We start from the raw sequence: 15,713 nt of genomic DNA, 5'->3' as shown, positions 1-15,713 counted from the left end.
AAGAGCCGTAACTAAAAAAATTAGGAGGCGGGAATATGAACATTAGAGAGAGTGAACTACCAGGCATTGGATGTAAATTTGAAGTGATAACAAAAGGTAATGAAAAAATGGTTATTGTTATTCACGATGATGGAAGAAGGGAAATGTATCATTTTGATGCCGATCATGATGAGAGTATTTCAAGCATTTCTCTTCGCGATTCTGAAGCGAGGCAAATTGCGGCTATATTAGGCGGGATGGTCTATAGGCCACAAGCGTTAGACACGATTGAGATGGCTTTTGAAGGATTATCAATTGAGTGGTTTAAAATAGAAAATAACGCACCAGTGGTTCAGAAAACAATTGGTAGTTTAAGTGTTAGAAAAACATATAACGTAACAATCATTGCTATTTTGAAAAAGAATATGAAGAAATTTTTCAATCCAGGTCCAGATTCTATCATTGAAGCTGGCGATATGCTCGTATTATCGGGTGAAAGACATGAAGTGAAGAGAATTATTAATGAGTTGCTTTCAGCGGGAGGTGACTCATAATCGATGGATACTTTAGTCTTTGAAGTTGGAACTGCGTTAGTATTAGTAGCTTTTGCAGCAATCCTCGCTGCAAAGTTAAAGTTTTCGATTATTCCGTTTCTCATTATACTCGGTATGCTAGTGGGGCCTCATGCCCCAGATTTAGGGCTTATCGATTTAAGGTTTATTGAGAGCGGAGAAGTTATTTCCTTCCTCGGCCGTGTTGGCGTCATATTCCTCCTATTCTATTTAGGTTTAGAATTCTCAATAAAGAAATTAATTAAATCAGGAAAGTCGATTGCTTTTGGGGGGAGTGTTCATATATCGCTTAATTTCATATTAGGTTTGCTTTATGGATATATAATGGGTTTCCCCTTATTAGAAACATTAATTATTGCAGGGATCATAACAATTTCCTCGAGTGCAATTGTTGCAAAAGTAATTGTTGATTTAAGAAGATCTGGTAATAAAGAGACTGAGCTAATTTTAGGAATCATTATGTTTGATGATATCTTTTTAGCTGTATATTTGTCAGTTGTTTCAGGATTAGTACTCGGAGGTGCAACGTCATTTGTAGGTGCTCTTACATCTGTTTTAATCGCAGTAGGGTATATGTTACTATTCTTTATAATCGCTCGAAAAGCTACGCCGTTCCTAAATAAAGTATTAGATATTTCGTCTAATGAAATTTTTATTATCGTAATATTCGCTATTTTATTCTTTGTGGCTGGTTTTTCAGAAACGATTCATGTAGCGGAAGCGATTGGGGCTTTATTGTTAGGACTCGTCTTTTCAGAAACAGAGCATAGTGATCGAATCGAGCATCTCGTCGTCCCGTTTCGTGATTTCTTTGGAGCTATATTTTTCTTCAGCTTCGGTTTAAGTATAGATCCGTTTTCGCTTGGAGGAGCAGTATGGTTGGCATTAGGAGCAGTTTTCATTACTCTCATCGGTAATTTTACAGCTGGAATGATTGCAGGGCGTAAAGCCGGGTTATCGCATAAGGCTTCTACGAATATCGGTTTAACACTTATATCACGTGGGGAATTCTCCATTATTGTCGCGAATCTCGGAATAGCGGGTGGCTTAATGGCAACGATTAAACCATTCTCAGCTTTATATGTTTTAATATTGGCGTCGCTAGGACCATTATTAACGAAGGAGTCTGGGAGAATATACTCTCTACTAGACAAAATATTTAAATGGAGTGCTAAAGAAAGTGCAAAACGTAAAAAGGAAGTTGGATAACCTTTCGCGAGGGAACGATTCCATTATTTATAGATTAATATTTTACAAAGACGATTAGAATACATTCTAATCGTCTTTGTGCCATTATCTGAATTTCATCAACTATTAATCAGTTGCCTTCCTATTTAAAAACGACTACAATTTTACTGTTATATATATGAACGAAAAAAAAGAGAATAGGAGGGGAGACTATGCCAAGAAAAGTATGGCTATTAGTAGCTGGGATGATTATTAATGTCACGGGTGCTTCTTTTTTATGGCCTTTTAATACAATTTACTTACATGATAGTTTAGGGAAATCTTTATCAGTAGCCGGAATGGTATTAATGATCAACTCGCTTACTGGTGTAATCGGAAACTTGCTCGGCGGTGTTTTATTTGATAAATGGGGCGGTTATAAATCAATTTTAGTAGGGATTGTCATTACACTCGTATCAATTTTAGGTCTTGTGTTCTTCCACGGATGGCCGTTATATGTTGTGTGGCTAGCATTAATCGGCTTCGGTTCTGGAATGGTCTTCCCATCGATGTATGCGATGGTTGGTACGGTTTGGCCAGAAGGCGGAAGACGAGCGTTTAATGCGATGTATGTTGGACAAAACGTCGGTATTGCAATTGGAACGGCATGTGGTGGTTTAGTTGCATCGTATCGTTTTGATTATATTTTCTTAGCGAACTTTATTTTATACTTTGTTTTCTTCTTAATTGCTTTTATTGGATTCCGTGGTATGGAAGACAAAAAAGAGCCAGGAGTGCAAAAGGAAATCGAAACGAAAAAAGGATGGACGCTTACACCTGGATTCAAAGCACTTCTTATTGTGTGTGTAGCATATGCTTTATGCTGGGTTACATACGTACAGTGGCAAGGTGCAATTGCAACGCATATGCAAGAATTAAATATTAGCCTTCGTCACTATAGTTTATTATGGACGATAAACGGAGCGATGATTGTTTGTGCGCAGCCGCTCGTTAGTATGCTAATTCGCTGGATGAAGCGTTCTTTAAAGCAACAAATTATGATTGGAATTGTCATTTTTGCGGCGTCATTCATTGTGTTAAGTCAAGCACAGCAATTTACGATGTTCCTGGTTGCGATGGTGACATTAACAATTGGTGAATTATTCGTATGGCCAGCAGTTCCGACCATTGCAAATATACTTGCACCGAAAGATAAGTTAGGATTTTATCAAGGGGTCGTAAATAGTGCGGCGACTGTAGGGAAAATGTTCGGACCAGTCGTTGGCGGAGCAATTGTTGATATATACAATATGGAAGTATTGTTTATAGCGATCATGGTAATGCTTGTAGTAGCGCTTATAGCAACGAGTATTTATGATAGACGAGTAAAAGTAGAAGAAACAGTTGAAGAAAAAATTGCAGTTTAGTTTGACGGAACATGCAACATGTTTTAGAATATATTTAAATAAATAGTAATAAAATATCCTTTGGAACAAGGGAGTTAGCTCGGCTGTCCTAAGATAAATTCGTTAGTTAGCAAGAGTAACGATTAACCGAGAAGCCCTCGCTTCAAGTAAGCTCTTAAGAGATACTAAGTGGTGGGTAGTTCACATTAACTCATATTTGTAATAACAGTGAGAAGGAGTAGTAGTAATAGAAGCTGGTTTAGAGAGTTGACGGTCGGTGCAAGTCAATCCACGTTTCGTTATGAACTCGCCTTTGAGTTGCAGTTGTGAAATCATTAGTAGCAATTGCCGTTAATCCACGTTACGGATCTAAGCGAATGTATTTATTACATTAATTTAGGGTGGTACCGCGGGAATCTATAACCTCTCGTCCCTTTCTAGGGATGAGAGGTTTTTTGTATTTTGGGCGGTGAAAATAAATAGAATTTCAAGGAGGGTATCTCATGAGCTTTAATCATCAAGAAATTGAGAAGAAGTGGCAAGGGCATTGGGAAGAGAATAAAACATTCCGTACGCCAGATGAAACAGAAAAACCAAAATTTTATGCACTAGATATGTTCCCATATCCATCAGGTGCAGGCTTACACGTAGGTCATCCAGAAGGTTATACAGCGACAGATATTTTATCTCGTATGAAGCGTATGCAAGGATATAACGTTCTTCATCCAATGGGATGGGATGCATTCGGTCTTCCAGCAGAGCAATATGCACTTGATACTGGGAACAGCCCGGCTGAATTTACAGAGCTTAATATTAATACGTTCCGTAATCAAATTAAAGCATTAGGCTTCTCTTACGATTGGGATCGTGAAGTAAATACAACAGATCCAACCTACTACAAGTGGACACAATGGATCTTCCTAAAACTATTTGAAAAAGGTTTAGCTTACGTTGATGAAGTACCTGTAAACTGGTGCCCAGCACTTGGTACAGTACTTGCAAACGAAGAAATCATTGACGGTAAGAGTGAGCGCGGTGGACATCCAGTTGAGCGTCGTCCGATGAGACAGTGGATGTTAAAAATTACAGCTTACGGAGATCGTCTATTAGAAGATCTAGATGAGCTTAATTGGCCAGAAAGCTTAAAAGACATGCAACGTAACTGGATCGGTCGTTCTGAAGGTGCAGAAGTACACTTCAACATCGACGGTACAGATGAGAAGTTCACAGTTTTCACAACGCGTCCTGATACACTATTTGGTGCAACATACTGTGTACTTGCTCCGGAACATGCGCTTGTTGCAGAAATTACAACAGCAGATCAAAAAGAAGCTGTAGAAGCTTACAATAACTCTGTTAAAATGAAGAGCGATTTAGAGCGTACAGAACTTGCGAAAGAAAAAACTGGTGTATTCACTGGTGCTTACGCAGTTAACCCAGTAAACGGTGAGAAATTACCAATCTGGATCGCTGATTATGTTCTTGCAACTTACGGAACAGGTGCTGTAATGGCAGTTCCAGCTCACGATGAGCGTGACTATGAATTCGCATCAGTATTCAATCTTCCAATGAAGGAAGTTGTAAAAGGCGGAGATATTACGAAAGAAGTGTACACAGGTGATGGTGCACACGTAAATTCAGCATTCCTTGATGGTTTAAATAAAGAAGAAGCAATTGTAAAAATGATTGAGTGGCTTGAAGTAACAAGCGCAGGAAATCAAAAAGTAACGTACCGTCTACGTGACTGGTTATTTAGTCGCCAACGTTACTGGGGTGAGCCAATTCCAGTAATCCATTGGGAAGATGGTACAATGACAGCTGTGAAAGAAGAAGAATTACCATTAGTTCTTCCGAAAACAGAGAATATTCGTCCTTCAGGTACAGGTGAATCACCACTTGCAAACATTGAAGAGTGGGTAAATGTTGTTGATCCTGAAACTGGTAAAAAAGGTCGTCGTGAAACAAATACAATGCCGCAATGGGCTGGTAGCTGCTGGTACTACCTACGCTACATCGATCCAAACAACAGCGAAGCACTTGTAGACCCTGAAAAAGTAAAACAATGGCTTCCAGTTGATATTTATATCGGTGGAGCAGAGCACGCTGTACTTCACTTACTATATGCTCGTTTCTGGCATAAAGTATTATATGATATCGGTGTAGTTCCAACGAAAGAACCGTTCCAACAATTATTCAACCAAGGTATGATCTTAGGTGAAAACAACGAGAAAATGAGTAAATCAAAAGGTAACGTTGTAAATCCTGATGATATCGTAGCAAGCCACGGTGCAGATACACTTCGTCTATACGAAATGTTCATGGGACCATTAGATGCTTCAATCGCTTGGTCTGAAAATGGTCTTGACGGAGCTCGTCGTTTCCTAGACCGCGTATGGCGCCTATTCATTCAAGATAACGGTGAATTAAGTGAGAAAATTACTGATGCACCAAACAAAGATCTTGAAAAAGCTTACCACCAAACAGTGAAGAAAGTAACAGAAGACTATGCAGAGCTTCGCTTCAACACAGCGATTTCTCAAATGATGGTATTCATCAACGATGCATACAAAGCTGAAACACTTCCGAAAGAATATGTAGAAGGTTTCGTAAAAATGATTGCACCAGTTGCACCTCACATCGGGGAAGAACTATGGAGCAAGCTTGGATACAATGAAACAATCACATATGCAAGCTGGCCAACATTTGATGAGTCTAAACTTGTAGAAGATGAAGTTGAAATCGTTGTTCAAATTATGGGCAAAGTTCGCGCAAAATTAACAATGAGTAAAGACGCATCAAAAGAAGAAATGGAACAACTTGCACTTGAGGAAATCAAAGAACAAATTGAAGGGAAAACAGTTCGTAAAGTAATTGTTGTTCCTGGAAAACTTGTTAACGTTGTTGCAAACTAATGAATGAAAGAAAAGCTCAGAGCCTTTATGCTCTGAGCTTTTTTATATAGAAAATAAGTTCTGGATCACCTTCATCTAAGTTTTCAATCATTCCACTACGCATAAATCCATTCGCTTTAAAAACTTTTTGCATATTTGCATTCGATTCGTTCGTTGAAGAAAATATTTTTTGAGTAGGAGAATTACTTAACATATATGAGATTAATGAGCTTGCATGACCTTGTCTTCTTTTAGTTGGCGAAACAATTATTAATGAGAGGAAAGTACAACCAAAGAAATTCGTATCGTATGTTAGAAAACCGGAAATAGAATTGTCCTCTTTTGCAATTATGCATTTTCCTTCATCAATAGCGTGTTTAATATAATTTCGTCTCCTATCGTCTCCGATCACATCTATATCTATATGTACGATTGAATCTAAATCGTCGATTGAAGCTTTTGCTACGTTCTCCAATGGAAATGCCCCCTTTTTTATAAGGAAAGAATAATCAGTCAATTAATCCTATCACGAATGAAGAACGAAGAAAAAGGTGCGGAATTCCCATATAGACAAACACCTATTCTTCTATAGGAAATATGATAAAAAAGGTAGGTTAAATTGAGCAGAAGAGGTGAAAGGAATGAAAGGGATGGACAATAATGCACCACATGGCTTCTTCGGAGGTGGATCGGATAGTTATGGACAAATGATGTTCATGGGAGGAGATGGGCAACACGGATATGGCGGAATCCCAAGTTGGATGGGAGGAGATGGTCAACACGGATATGGTGGAATCCCAAGTTGGATGGGAGGAGCAGCTGGAGGATTTCCGACGTCAGTGGCTGGAGCACAGACAGGAATTCCGACATTGGTAGGAGGAGCACAAGGAGGAGTGCCTGTAGGCATGCCAACTACATTTCCATCTTTCGTAGGAGGAGCACAAGGAGGAGTACCAGTAGGTATGCCAACTACATTTCCATCTTTTGTGGGAGGCGTACAAACAGGATTTCCTGTACCTGGCGTCGGTGTTGTAGCTGGTGGAGTCGGTGGCTTCCCTCAAGGTGTTCACGGTCATCATGTGCATCACCAACATCACGTTCATCACGGTCATCACCAACATCATGGCCAGCACCAACATCACGGCCAGCACCAACATCATGGCCATCACCAACATCACGGCCAGCACCAACATCACGGCCATCACCAACATCACGGCCAGCACCAGCATCACGGCCAGCACCAACATCACGGCCAGCATCAACATCATGGTCAACACCAAGGGCATCATCAGCAACAAGTACATCATCATGGTCAACACCAAGGGCATCATCAGCAACAAGTACATCATCATGGTCAACACCAAATTCATCCGCAAGCGGTTCTATTCCAAACACACCAAGGTCAACATCATCACCAAGGTCAACACCATCACCAAGGTCAACACCATCACCAAGGTCAACATCATCACCAAGGTCAACACCATCACCAAGGTCAACATCATCACCAAGGTCAACACCATCACCAAGGTCAACAGCATCACCAAGGTCAGCAGCATCAAGGACAACAGCATCACCAAGGTCAGCAGCATCAAGGACAACAGCATCAACAAGGACAACAACAAATTTGGTACGGTGGAGGAGCTGGAACTGCAGCGGGAACAGCTGGAATTACAGCTGGAGCAGCGGGTCATGCTGGACATGTGGGACATTAATGAATTACATGAAAAATTCTCTTGTGCGCAAGGGGATTTTTTATTTTGAAGAAAAATATATTTGCATTTTGAAATGTGATATTGAGTAGTAAAACACGAAGTTCATGACCTGTGAATGATAGTACAAAAAAGCTGCTAAGAATATTCCTAGCAGCTGATTCTTTATTATTTTCCTGCGTTTGCTAATGCCTCTTGGCGCTGACGTTCAATTTCAGCGCGAAGTTGTGGTTCTGGTGCTTGCCAGCCTTCTGGTTTTAGAATTTTGCCGTCGCCTTCACGGAATCGAGGTTTTCCATCAGGGAATAGTTTTGCCATGTTTGCGTTGTTTACAATCTCGAATCCTTTATCTGGACGTACGCCCATTTCTGCAAACGTTCCGAATGCAAAGTAAATAAGGTCAATAAGTGCATCATATTGATCTTCAACAGTCGTTGCTTCTAGAAATTCTTCTAGTTCTTCTTGCATAAAACTTGCACGGATTTTTGCGCGCTCTTCTGTTAGTTTTGTTGGAGTATTTGTTACAGGATGTCCGAACTCTTCATGCATTTTTGCAACAAGTTCGAATCCTTTATCTAAACCTTTTTCGTTTGTCATGTTGTTTCATCCTTTCTTACGTTATGCCGAAGTTTATTGTAACATAAGGTAGTTATTAAATAAAAAGAACATCTTATGAGAAATAAGATGTTCGCTCGTTATTCTTCTTTCTTAATTAAAATGGATAAAATAAGATCAATGCCAAACATTCCGATGAGTAGCATTGGTATAACGACAAGTAAATAACGAGTAAAAGAAACATTTTTTAAATATGTATGAGCAAATAAAAAGACGCCGAGAAATAAAATACCGTTTAAAATAGGCTTTACTAATTTTTTAGACATAAGCTCCCCCGTAAATATCCTTTTCTCTATTTAAAAATAAAAACTCCCTTCTCCGTTGTACCATGCCAGAGAGGGGAGTTCAATCATTAACTTATTCAATCACACCAGAATTTGTAATATTTACGGTGTATTTTATTTTAATAGGGACATCTTTATACATTCTTCGCCACTCTTCTAATTTGAATGGACGATAATGTTGTCTATATTTTGCTCCAAGTCCAAGGGGATCAACATTTAGAGATTTAAACTGTTTAATTAGTTTTGTAGCTTTCGCATCTAATTGTTTTTCGACTGACTTAGCTATTTTTGTTGTATTTTTTTTGTTTTCTAAATTAAATTTTCTAGAGAGCTCCTGAATACGAGCGTCCACCTTTACATGAATATAGAAAGAAGGTTTCCCATTTTTTATGTTTACCTCGTAGGTAGGAACGGAACGAATGTTATTAATCATTGCATAGCCAGGATTGGTTTTAAATTCATGTGAGTCCAAGCGGTGCTTTTCTAGCAGTCCTTTGAAAACAAACATATCGTGGTACTTAATTGTTCCGACTAACTTATCCTTTTTCAAGAGACCGATACCAGTAATCTTTATTTTATCTCCATGTTTTTTGAGGATAGGCATATAGGAATCTTGTCCTTCACGGTAGTACCTGAAGGCACCTAAATATAAATTGTCAGTTGGCAAAGGGCCAGTGTCCATATTATGTTCTAACATTTTTTTTATATAAATCGCAACATTGTAAGATGTACTATATTTTCCTTTAAATAGTTCAGTACCACTGCCTTCTAATAGTCCCACATACAGTGAGTTACCGATATTCACATCACGAATTAATGTGTCAAAGGAGTTGGATAATCCTTTTTTAGCAACCTTTGTTGTGAATAAGGCAACACGCATTTGACCGCTTGCGAACGGTTGCGAAGATTCTAAAGATGTATCTGCCTTTACTTGTTTTACTGCGTTTCCTGTTCCCTCATAAACTTGAACTTTATTGCCCTTTTTTTGTATAGGACAAACAAATGTAACTTTTACTTTATTATCTTTTGCTGTATCGAAGACAGTTCCTTGAATGAGTTGAACATCATCAATAATATTTTTTTGTAAGCAACCAGTTAGACTGAAGATACTGATGCAAATAAGAAGTATTAATTTTCTTTTGGTTTTTTCCATTTTCTTTTCACCCACACAATAATAAATAGAATTGGGATGTATACATATATAAGCCCAAAACTAACTTTAGATGTATTGCTAATAAAATCATTAATATCATGCCTGTTCGTTAAAAGTTGTGAAACAACTAAGGTGATAAGCATAAAGGCGATTAAAATACCACGTTGCTTAACACGAAAGATTTCATGAGTTCCTCTAGTAGCGGCCCATAAAGGTAGAATAAAGCTCGTAACAATAACGAGAGCATAAGCGGAAATAGCAATATACTCAAGTCGCTCTATAAAAGGAAGCTTAATAACTTGTGTCATTGAAAGTTGAGACCAAATTGTTTTGAGTAGTTGTTTTTCACTAAAGAAAGTAAAAGCGAGAATAGTACTAAACAAATATAAGCAGTTAGAGAATAATGCCCCATATTGTGCGAATTTATGGGACTTCTCTGGCTCTTTAACAAACGGATAAACCATAAGAAAAATTTCAAACCCTGTCATACTATAAATAGATAGTTTGGCCGCTTTCAAAATATCGGTAAAAGAATGTGAAAACATCGGAAGTAAATTATCCCAATGTGCGAATTTCAAAATAAAAAGACTTAGAAAAAGATATCCTAAGGTCCCGCCAACAGAAATGACACAAATGCCTGTAATGACGCGGAAGCCTGATGAAATAATGTAATAACTTATTAAGCATAAAAAGAATGTGAGCATCCAGGTGGATGCACTAGGAAACATCCATACTTGAATAATTTCGACATATGTTCTAACTACAGAAATACTTACAATAAAAAAATAAGCCATAAAGATGATACTAATGCCGTTTCCTAGCCATTTCCCAAATGTTTGCCGATGTAAATCAATTAAATTTCCGTTTGTTTCTTTTAATAAGAAATACATCATCCATATAAGAATATGGATACCGATTCCTGTAATTAAAACTCCCATCCAGCCGTCGTATCCAGCTGCCTTTGCAATAATACGAGCGAATCCGAGAACACCAGCACCAAACTGTGCACTGTGAATTAAGAAGAAAACAAAGATAGGAGATATTTGATATTTTTCTTGAACTTTACTCATCAATGCACCTCATTTCTTAATCATCAAAATCCGATCTATGTTTTGTTGAAATTCCTTTTGCTGACTTTTTCACATGCTGTGGTCTCGCTTGTACATCTCTTGTATCAATCATCGTTAATGGAAAACGAATCCATGAATCTTTCATTGATTGTTGTCTAGTTGGATAAAAAAGTGCGTACGGTTTACGTAAAGAAGTTAGTCTAAAAAGATGGGTAAATAAAAAGATAAATCCAAGAGAGATACCAAATAGACCACCTATTTCTGCAAAGGCGAGAAATGGGAAACGCAGTAAACGAACGGCGTTACCCATTTTATAAATGGGCGTAATAAAGGAAGCTAACGCTGATAAGGCAACGATAATTAATAAAATATTACTCGTTAAACCAGCTTGCACGGACGCTTGTCCGATTACGATACCGCCTACAATACCGAGCGTTTGTCCGACCTTCATAGGTAATCGCGCGCCAGCTTCTCTTAATAAATCAATCGCAAGTTCCAAGAAAAGTGCTTCTATTAAAGGGGGAAATGGTACTTGAGCCCTTGATAAAATCAATGTTTCAAGTAAATCACTCGGAACTAATTCATAATGATAATTCAAAACTGCAACGTATAATGGAGTTGCACAAATTGAGAATAGAACAGCGATCAATCTTAAAATCCTTGAGAATGTAGCGTATAACCAAGAAACGTTATAGTCTTCTGGTGAAATGAAAAAGTCGAAATATGATACAGGTGTTAATAGGACACTTGGAGAACCATCAACAAAAATAGCGATTTTTCCATCAATAAGTGCTTTTGTGACTCTATCAGTGCGTTCTGTATTTATATAGAGTGGGAAAATTGACTTTTCACCCATTAATTCTTGTATATAAGCACTATCGTTAATTTGATCATATTCAAGAGCGCGTAATGATTCCTCTAGAAAATCTACATTATCTTTCTCAGCTAAGTTATTTAAATACATCATAACGACTTTTGTTTTTGAGAACTCTCCGATAATCATTTCTTTTGTTTGTAACTCTAAAACAGGAAGGCGTTTTCTTACTAAATTAATATTCGTATCAATATCCTCTACGAAGCCTTCTTGAGGTCCGATAACGGTTGATTCATTTAATGGAGGAGTTGGTGCACGATAATTATCAATTGCAATATTTGCAAGCATACACTTTTGATCTTGCTGATTTAATTGAATAATTGCATGGCCTTTTAAAACCATGTCCTCAATTTTTTGTAAGTCGTTCGTAATTGTAATACCACTCATCGGAATATGTTCTTTTAATTCTTCTAATGGAGCGCAAGGACGTTCCATTAGAGTAGGCATTAAATACTTTTGCAATTTCTCACCATCAAGTGAAGGGCGATAGTAAGAAATCCAATAAGGCATCGCTTCATCGTCAGATGTGTGGTAATTAACAAAATCACTAGACTGTTTCAGCTTCTCTATTAAATCTTGTAGAGAATGGATATGGTCATTTGCTGGCTTGCTAAAGTCATAAATGCTGTTACTTCCTGAACTTTGCTGCTTGTTTTGAGAATTACCCTCTTGTTTAGAACTTTGCTGCTTGTTTTGAGAATTACCCTCTTGTTTAGAACTTTGCTGTTTGTCTTGAGAAGAACCCTCTTGTTTAGAACTTTGTTGTTTGTTTTGAGAAGAATCCTCTTGTTTAGAATTTTGTTGTTTGTTTTGAGAAGAATCTTCTTGTTTAGAATTTTGCTGCTTGTCTTGAGAAGAATCCTCTTGTTTAGAGTTTTGCTGTTTGCTTTGAGAAGAATCCTCTTGTTTAGAATTTTGTTGTTTGTTTTGAGAAGAATCTTCTTGTTTAGAATTCTGCTGCTTGTTTTGAGAAGAATCCTCTTGTTTAGAATTTTGTTGCTTGTTTTGAGAAGAATCTTCTTGTTTAGAATTTTGTTGTTTGTTTTGAGAAGAATCTTCTTGTTTAGAATTTTGCTGCTTGTCTTGAGAAGAATCCTCTTGTTTAGAGTTTTGCTGTTTGTTTTGAGAAGAATCCTCAGTTTGTTCCGTACTTTTTGGCTCGCCATTCTTATCTTTGTTATGTTCCTTTTGATCATCTGGCTGTTGTTTCGAATCATCTGTCTCTTTTGTATTTGAGTTTTTTTTCTTACGTAACCAATTCCAAATCATATGTATGCCCTCTTTGATCTTGTAATATAGTGCTATTTTGTGGCTAATTTTGTATATTATTCATTTATTTATGAAAAGAAGGAGGAGATTGGTTTGTATAGAAAAAATCCTTTAGTAAGCAGTTCATAATATGACGGGAAGAAGGCGAGTCTGTGCAAATTGTAAAAAAGGAGAAGTTTGTTTTAAAAGAATTTGTGTTTGAAAATGGTAGGGAGATTCCTGTTCAAATGGGGTATGAGACGTATGGTGCTTTAAATAGAGAAAGATCAAATGCAATTTTGGTTTGTCACTATTTTAGTGCAACAAGTCATGCGGCAGGAAAATATACAGAGTATGATGAGGAAGCTGGTTGGTGGGATGGATTAATTGGACCGGGGAAAGCAATTGATACAAATAAATATTTCGTTATATGTACTGATAACCTTTGTAATGTACAGGTGAAGAATCCCTACGTAATTACAACGGGACCAAAATCGATAAATCCGATGACTGGTTTTGAGTATGCGATGGATTTTCCAGTTTTCACATTTTTAGATGTAGCACGTATGCAATATGAGTTAATAAAAGATATGGGGATTGCTAGGCTACATGCTGTAATGGGACCGTCGGCAGGTGGGATGATTGCGCAGCAATGGGCTGTTCACTATCCTCATATGGTAGATCGAGTGATTGGAGTTATTACGAATCCACAAAATTCAATTATAACGTCGGGAAATGTAGCGCAAAATGCGATTGAAGCAATTCAGCTTGATCCAAACTGGAAAGGTGGAAAGTATGGAGAAGAGCAGCCAACGAAGGGTCTTCATTTAGCAAATCGAATGATGTTTATGAATGCGTTTGATGAACATTTTTATGAAACGGCATTCCCGCGGAACAGTATAGAAATGGCACCTTATCAGGAATTTTCTGCATTAACATCATTTGAGAAAGAGATTAATAAAGTGACATGCAAAAGTATAGATTTAGTAGATGCAAATTCGTGGATGTACACTGCGAAAGCAGTCTTATTACATGATATTGCGCATGGATTTTCTTCTTTAGAAGAGGCTCTTTCTAATATAGAAGCGAATGTACTCATGATTCCGTGCAAACAAGATTTACTTCAGCCACCTCGTTATAATTATAAAATGGTAGACATTTTGCAAAAGCAAGGGAAGTACGCAGAAGTATATGAGATAGAAAGTATAAATGGGCATATGGCAGGAGCGTTAGATGTTCATTTATTTGAAAAGAAAATTTATGAGTTTTTAAACCGGAAAGTATCTAGTTTTGTGTAGGAAATAATTAATGTGGAAAGGTGCATGATTTATAGTAGGCACCTTTTTTTACATGATTTGCAGACGGAAAATATATGAAGCGATTGATAAACCGAAGAAAGCTATACTAAGTAATAGAAATAAGAATGACATTTCTTGAGGGGATTTTATCTTTTTATTATTTTTCATACTAAGAGCAATAACTGCAAAAACTAAGAAAATGATGCCCATAATGAAAAGAAAAAGTGTCATTTTAACTGGCTCCTTTCATCAAACAAGTATATTGAGGATACAATGCGTCAGTTATGTTTGTAAAGAATAAGTTTTGCTGGAAAATTGAGAAATAAATGTTCCATTCTTTGCGTTCCTTCCTTCGCGTGCTAAAATTGATGAGAAATGATTGTTTAAAGAAGAAACTGAAGGTTTTATTGTATATAAGGAGGAACTACATATGACAGAAGTAAAAACAATTACTACAGAAGAAGTGCAAGAGCGTTTAGAAAATGGAGAAACATTATTTTTAGTAGATGTAAGGGAAGATGAAGAAGTAGCGGCAGGGAAAATTCCAGAAGCTGTACATATTAAAATGGGCGATATTCCAAATAAAGTGGATTTCTTTGAGAAAGAGAATGAATATATCTTTATTTGCCGTTCGGGAATGCGTAGTGAAAATGTATGCCATTATTTAAATGAGCAAGGATTTAAAACAGTGAATATGGTTGGCGGTATGCTTCAATATGAAGGCGAAACTAAATAAGTAGCTGCAAAAACTTGAAACGAGTCTGTTTCAAGTTTTTTTCTTTTGCATACAGTATACAAAAGGGGGAGGGGAAATGGGAATTAACATGCGTAAAGTAAAAATTATTAATAATACAGGAGCTGTTAATGTCGGCGACTGTTATGATATCTCACCTTTAGCTGTGGCAAAAATATATGCTGGTGCTGGAGGATCGAGTGCGGCTGTTTTTTTAAATGGGAAACGACAGCCAGAAGCTGTGATTAGAACATCAGTGTTTCTTCCGCCATTAGCGACGAGTACACGTACATTAGGTGCATAAAGGAAAGGTAGAGTGTAAGTATGCCTGCACGTATTAAAGAATTTATTATCGTTAATAACACTGGGAATATATTTACAGGGGATAATTTGAGTGATACTTCATTTACTGCTACGAAATCGTATAGTGGTTCAATGGGTTGCACTTGGATTGATGTTGTTACAGTAATAGGGACGGAGACGAAGCTTTGTTTACAGCCAGGGGATTCTGTGACGACAACATATACACGAGGAACTCCTGCTGGTACTTTAACAGGAACAAATATGGGGCAAAGTGTAAATGCATCGGGTATAGCGCAAGCTGTCCCGAATACAGATAATATGGATTCAATTGCGGGACTCCCTTAAGGAATTAAGGGAGTTTTTATTATTTAAAATAAAAATAGTCTTTGAGATTGTTTTTGTAAATACATA

The 15,713-nt window shown here is 37.4% G+C and carries 16 protein-coding genes and 1 other annotated feature; of the genes, 9 read left to right on the top strand and 7 right to left on the bottom strand.

The genetic code is table 11. The features are described 5' to 3' along the window. Positions 1-35 precede the first annotated feature (35 nt). The 4 genes from MHH66_RS23645 (at position 36) to leuS (ending at position 6,036) form a co-directional block, all read left to right on the top strand. Complete coding sequence (locus MHH66_RS23645; RefSeq protein ID WP_002067641.1) at positions 36-533, top strand: cation:proton antiporter regulatory subunit; 498 nt, start codon at positions 36-38, stop codon at positions 531-533. A 3-nt stretch (positions 534-536) separates the two neighbouring features. Next, positions 537-1,760, top strand: coding sequence for a cation:proton antiporter (locus MHH66_RS23640; RefSeq protein ID WP_078184669.1), 1,224 nt, complete (start codon positions 537-539; stop codon positions 1,758-1,760). 191 nt (positions 1,761-1,951) lie between these two features. Then, complete coding sequence (locus MHH66_RS23635; protein WP_063218873.1) at positions 1,952-3,145, top strand: MDR family MFS transporter; 1,194 nt, start codon at positions 1,952-1,954, stop codon at positions 3,143-3,145. A 198-nt stretch (positions 3,146-3,343) separates the two neighbouring features. Continuing rightward, positions 3,344-3,562 (top strand) — a binding site (T-box leader). 65 nt (positions 3,563-3,627) lie between these two features. Next, on the top strand, positions 3,628-6,036 hold the full coding sequence (gene leuS / locus MHH66_RS23630) for a leucine--tRNA ligase (RefSeq protein WP_078184668.1): 2,409 nt from the start codon (positions 3,628-3,630) through the stop codon (positions 6,034-6,036). Between the two features lie 25 nt (positions 6,037-6,061). Here leuS and MHH66_RS23625 read toward each other — a convergent pair whose 3' ends face one another. Next, complete coding sequence (locus MHH66_RS23625) at positions 6,062-6,490, bottom strand: GNAT family N-acetyltransferase (RefSeq protein ID WP_078184667.1); 429 nt, start codon at positions 6,488-6,490, stop codon at positions 6,062-6,064. A 166-nt stretch (positions 6,491-6,656) separates the two neighbouring features. Between MHH66_RS23625 and MHH66_RS23620 the strand changes: the two genes are divergently transcribed. Then, entirely contained in the window at positions 6,657-7,727 is a 1,071-nt protein-coding gene (locus MHH66_RS23620; RefSeq protein ID WP_078184666.1) for a VrrB protein, read from the top strand. Positions 7,728-7,892: 165 nt separating this feature from the next. Here the strand turns inward: MHH66_RS23620 and MHH66_RS23615 are convergent, their stop codons facing one another. The 5 genes from MHH66_RS23615 to MHH66_RS23595 form a co-directional block, all read right to left on the bottom strand. Then, positions 7,893-8,321, bottom strand: coding sequence for a hypothetical protein (locus tag MHH66_RS23615; protein WP_002167533.1), 429 nt, complete (start codon positions 8,319-8,321; stop codon positions 7,893-7,895). Positions 8,322-8,419: 98 nt separating this feature from the next. After that, the gene (locus MHH66_RS23610) at positions 8,420-8,605 is read right to left on the bottom strand and encodes a hypothetical protein (protein WP_000038778.1); all 186 of its coding nucleotides are present in this window, start codon (positions 8,603-8,605) and stop codon (positions 8,420-8,422) included. 91 nt (positions 8,606-8,696) lie between these two features. Continuing rightward, positions 8,697-9,776: a Ger(x)C family spore germination protein gene (locus tag MHH66_RS23605; RefSeq protein WP_063218527.1), complete on the bottom strand. Its 1,080-nt coding sequence runs from the start codon at positions 9,774-9,776 to the stop codon at positions 8,697-8,699. Continuing rightward, complete coding sequence (locus tag MHH66_RS23600; protein WP_063218526.1) at positions 9,752-10,846, bottom strand: spore germination protein; 1,095 nt, start codon at positions 10,844-10,846, stop codon at positions 9,752-9,754. Before MHH66_RS23600 ends, MHH66_RS23605 begins: the two co-directional genes overlap by 25 nt. Before the next feature lie 16 nt (positions 10,847-10,862). After that, a complete protein-coding gene (locus MHH66_RS23595; protein ID WP_078184665.1) occupies positions 10,863-12,989 on the bottom strand; it encodes a spore germination protein in 2,127 nt (708 codons plus the stop codon). A 152-nt stretch (positions 12,990-13,141) separates the two neighbouring features. Between MHH66_RS23595 and MHH66_RS23590 the strand changes: the two genes are divergently transcribed. Further along, on the top strand, positions 13,142-14,266 hold the full coding sequence (locus MHH66_RS23590) for an alpha/beta fold hydrolase (protein WP_078184664.1): 1,125 nt from the start codon (positions 13,142-13,144) through the stop codon (positions 14,264-14,266). A 48-nt stretch (positions 14,267-14,314) separates the two neighbouring features. Here MHH66_RS23590 and MHH66_RS23585 read toward each other — a convergent pair whose 3' ends face one another. Next, positions 14,315-14,497 (bottom strand): hypothetical protein, encoded by a 183-nt coding sequence (locus tag MHH66_RS23585; protein WP_002129493.1) that lies wholly within the window; start codon positions 14,495-14,497, stop codon positions 14,315-14,317. 199 nt (positions 14,498-14,696) lie between these two features. Here MHH66_RS23585 and MHH66_RS23580 point away from each other — a divergent pair, with 199 nt between their 5' ends. From MHH66_RS23580 to MHH66_RS23570, 3 genes are all read left to right on the top strand, one after another. Beyond that, positions 14,697-15,002, top strand: coding sequence for a rhodanese-like domain-containing protein (locus MHH66_RS23580; protein ID WP_000141214.1), 306 nt, complete (start codon positions 14,697-14,699; stop codon positions 15,000-15,002). 76 nt (positions 15,003-15,078) lie between these two features. Beyond that, a complete protein-coding gene (locus tag MHH66_RS23575) occupies positions 15,079-15,303 on the top strand; it encodes a spore germination protein (RefSeq protein WP_000512595.1) in 225 nt (74 codons plus the stop codon). Positions 15,304-15,323: 20 nt separating this feature from the next. Further along, complete coding sequence (locus MHH66_RS23570) at positions 15,324-15,647, top strand: hypothetical protein (RefSeq protein WP_002167540.1); 324 nt, start codon at positions 15,324-15,326, stop codon at positions 15,645-15,647. The last annotated feature ends 66 nt before the right edge of the window (positions 15,648-15,713 follow it).

It is taken from the genome of Bacillus sp. FSL H8-0492, assembly GCF_038006145.1.
In the GTDB taxonomy this organism is placed as follows: domain Bacteria; phylum Bacillota; class Bacilli; order Bacillales; family Bacillaceae_G; genus Bacillus_A; species Bacillus_A mycoides.
The sequence above is the reverse complement of the archived record's forward strand: the minus strand, read 5'-3'. Positions and strand labels throughout refer to the sequence as shown.

Excerpts from the sequence above, each read along its gene's own strand:
- MHH66_RS23645 (WP_002067641.1), top strand. The coding sequence starts at position 36 with ATGAACATTAGAGAGAGTGAACTACCAGGCATTGGATGTAAATTTGAA.
- MHH66_RS23640 (WP_078184669.1), top strand. The coding sequence starts at position 537 with ATGGATACTTTAGTCTTTGAAGTTGGAACTGCGTTAGTATTAGTAGCT.
- MHH66_RS23635 (WP_063218873.1), top strand. The coding sequence starts at position 1,952 with ATGCCAAGAAAAGTATGGCTATTAGTAGCTGGGATGATTATTAATGTC.
- leuS (WP_078184668.1), top strand. The coding sequence starts at position 3,628 with ATGAGCTTTAATCATCAAGAAATTGAGAAGAAGTGGCAAGGGCATTGG.
- MHH66_RS23620 (WP_078184666.1), top strand. The coding sequence starts at position 6,657 with ATGAAAGGGATGGACAATAATGCACCACATGGCTTCTTCGGAGGTGGA.
- MHH66_RS23615 (WP_002167533.1), bottom strand. The coding sequence starts at position 8,321 with ATGACAAACGAAAAAGGTTTAGATAAAGGATTCGAACTTGTTGCAAAA.
- MHH66_RS23610 (WP_000038778.1), bottom strand. The coding sequence starts at position 8,605 with ATGTCTAAAAAATTAGTAAAGCCTATTTTAAACGGTATTTTATTTCTC.
- MHH66_RS23605 (WP_063218527.1), bottom strand. The coding sequence starts at position 9,776 with ATGGAAAAAACCAAAAGAAAATTAATACTTCTTATTTGCATCAGTATC.
- MHH66_RS23600 (WP_063218526.1), bottom strand. The coding sequence starts at position 10,846 with ATGAGTAAAGTTCAAGAAAAATATCAAATATCTCCTATCTTTGTTTTC.
- MHH66_RS23595 (WP_078184665.1), bottom strand. The coding sequence starts at position 12,989 with ATGATTTGGAATTGGTTACGTAAGAAAAAAAACTCAAATACAAAAGAG.
- MHH66_RS23585 (WP_002129493.1), bottom strand. The coding sequence starts at position 14,497 with ATGACACTTTTTCTTTTCATTATGGGCATCATTTTCTTAGTTTTTGCA.
- MHH66_RS23580 (WP_000141214.1), top strand. The coding sequence starts at position 14,697 with ATGACAGAAGTAAAAACAATTACTACAGAAGAAGTGCAAGAGCGTTTA.
- MHH66_RS23575 (WP_000512595.1), top strand. The coding sequence starts at position 15,079 with ATGGGAATTAACATGCGTAAAGTAAAAATTATTAATAATACAGGAGCT.
- MHH66_RS23570 (WP_002167540.1), top strand. The coding sequence starts at position 15,324 with ATGCCTGCACGTATTAAAGAATTTATTATCGTTAATAACACTGGGAAT.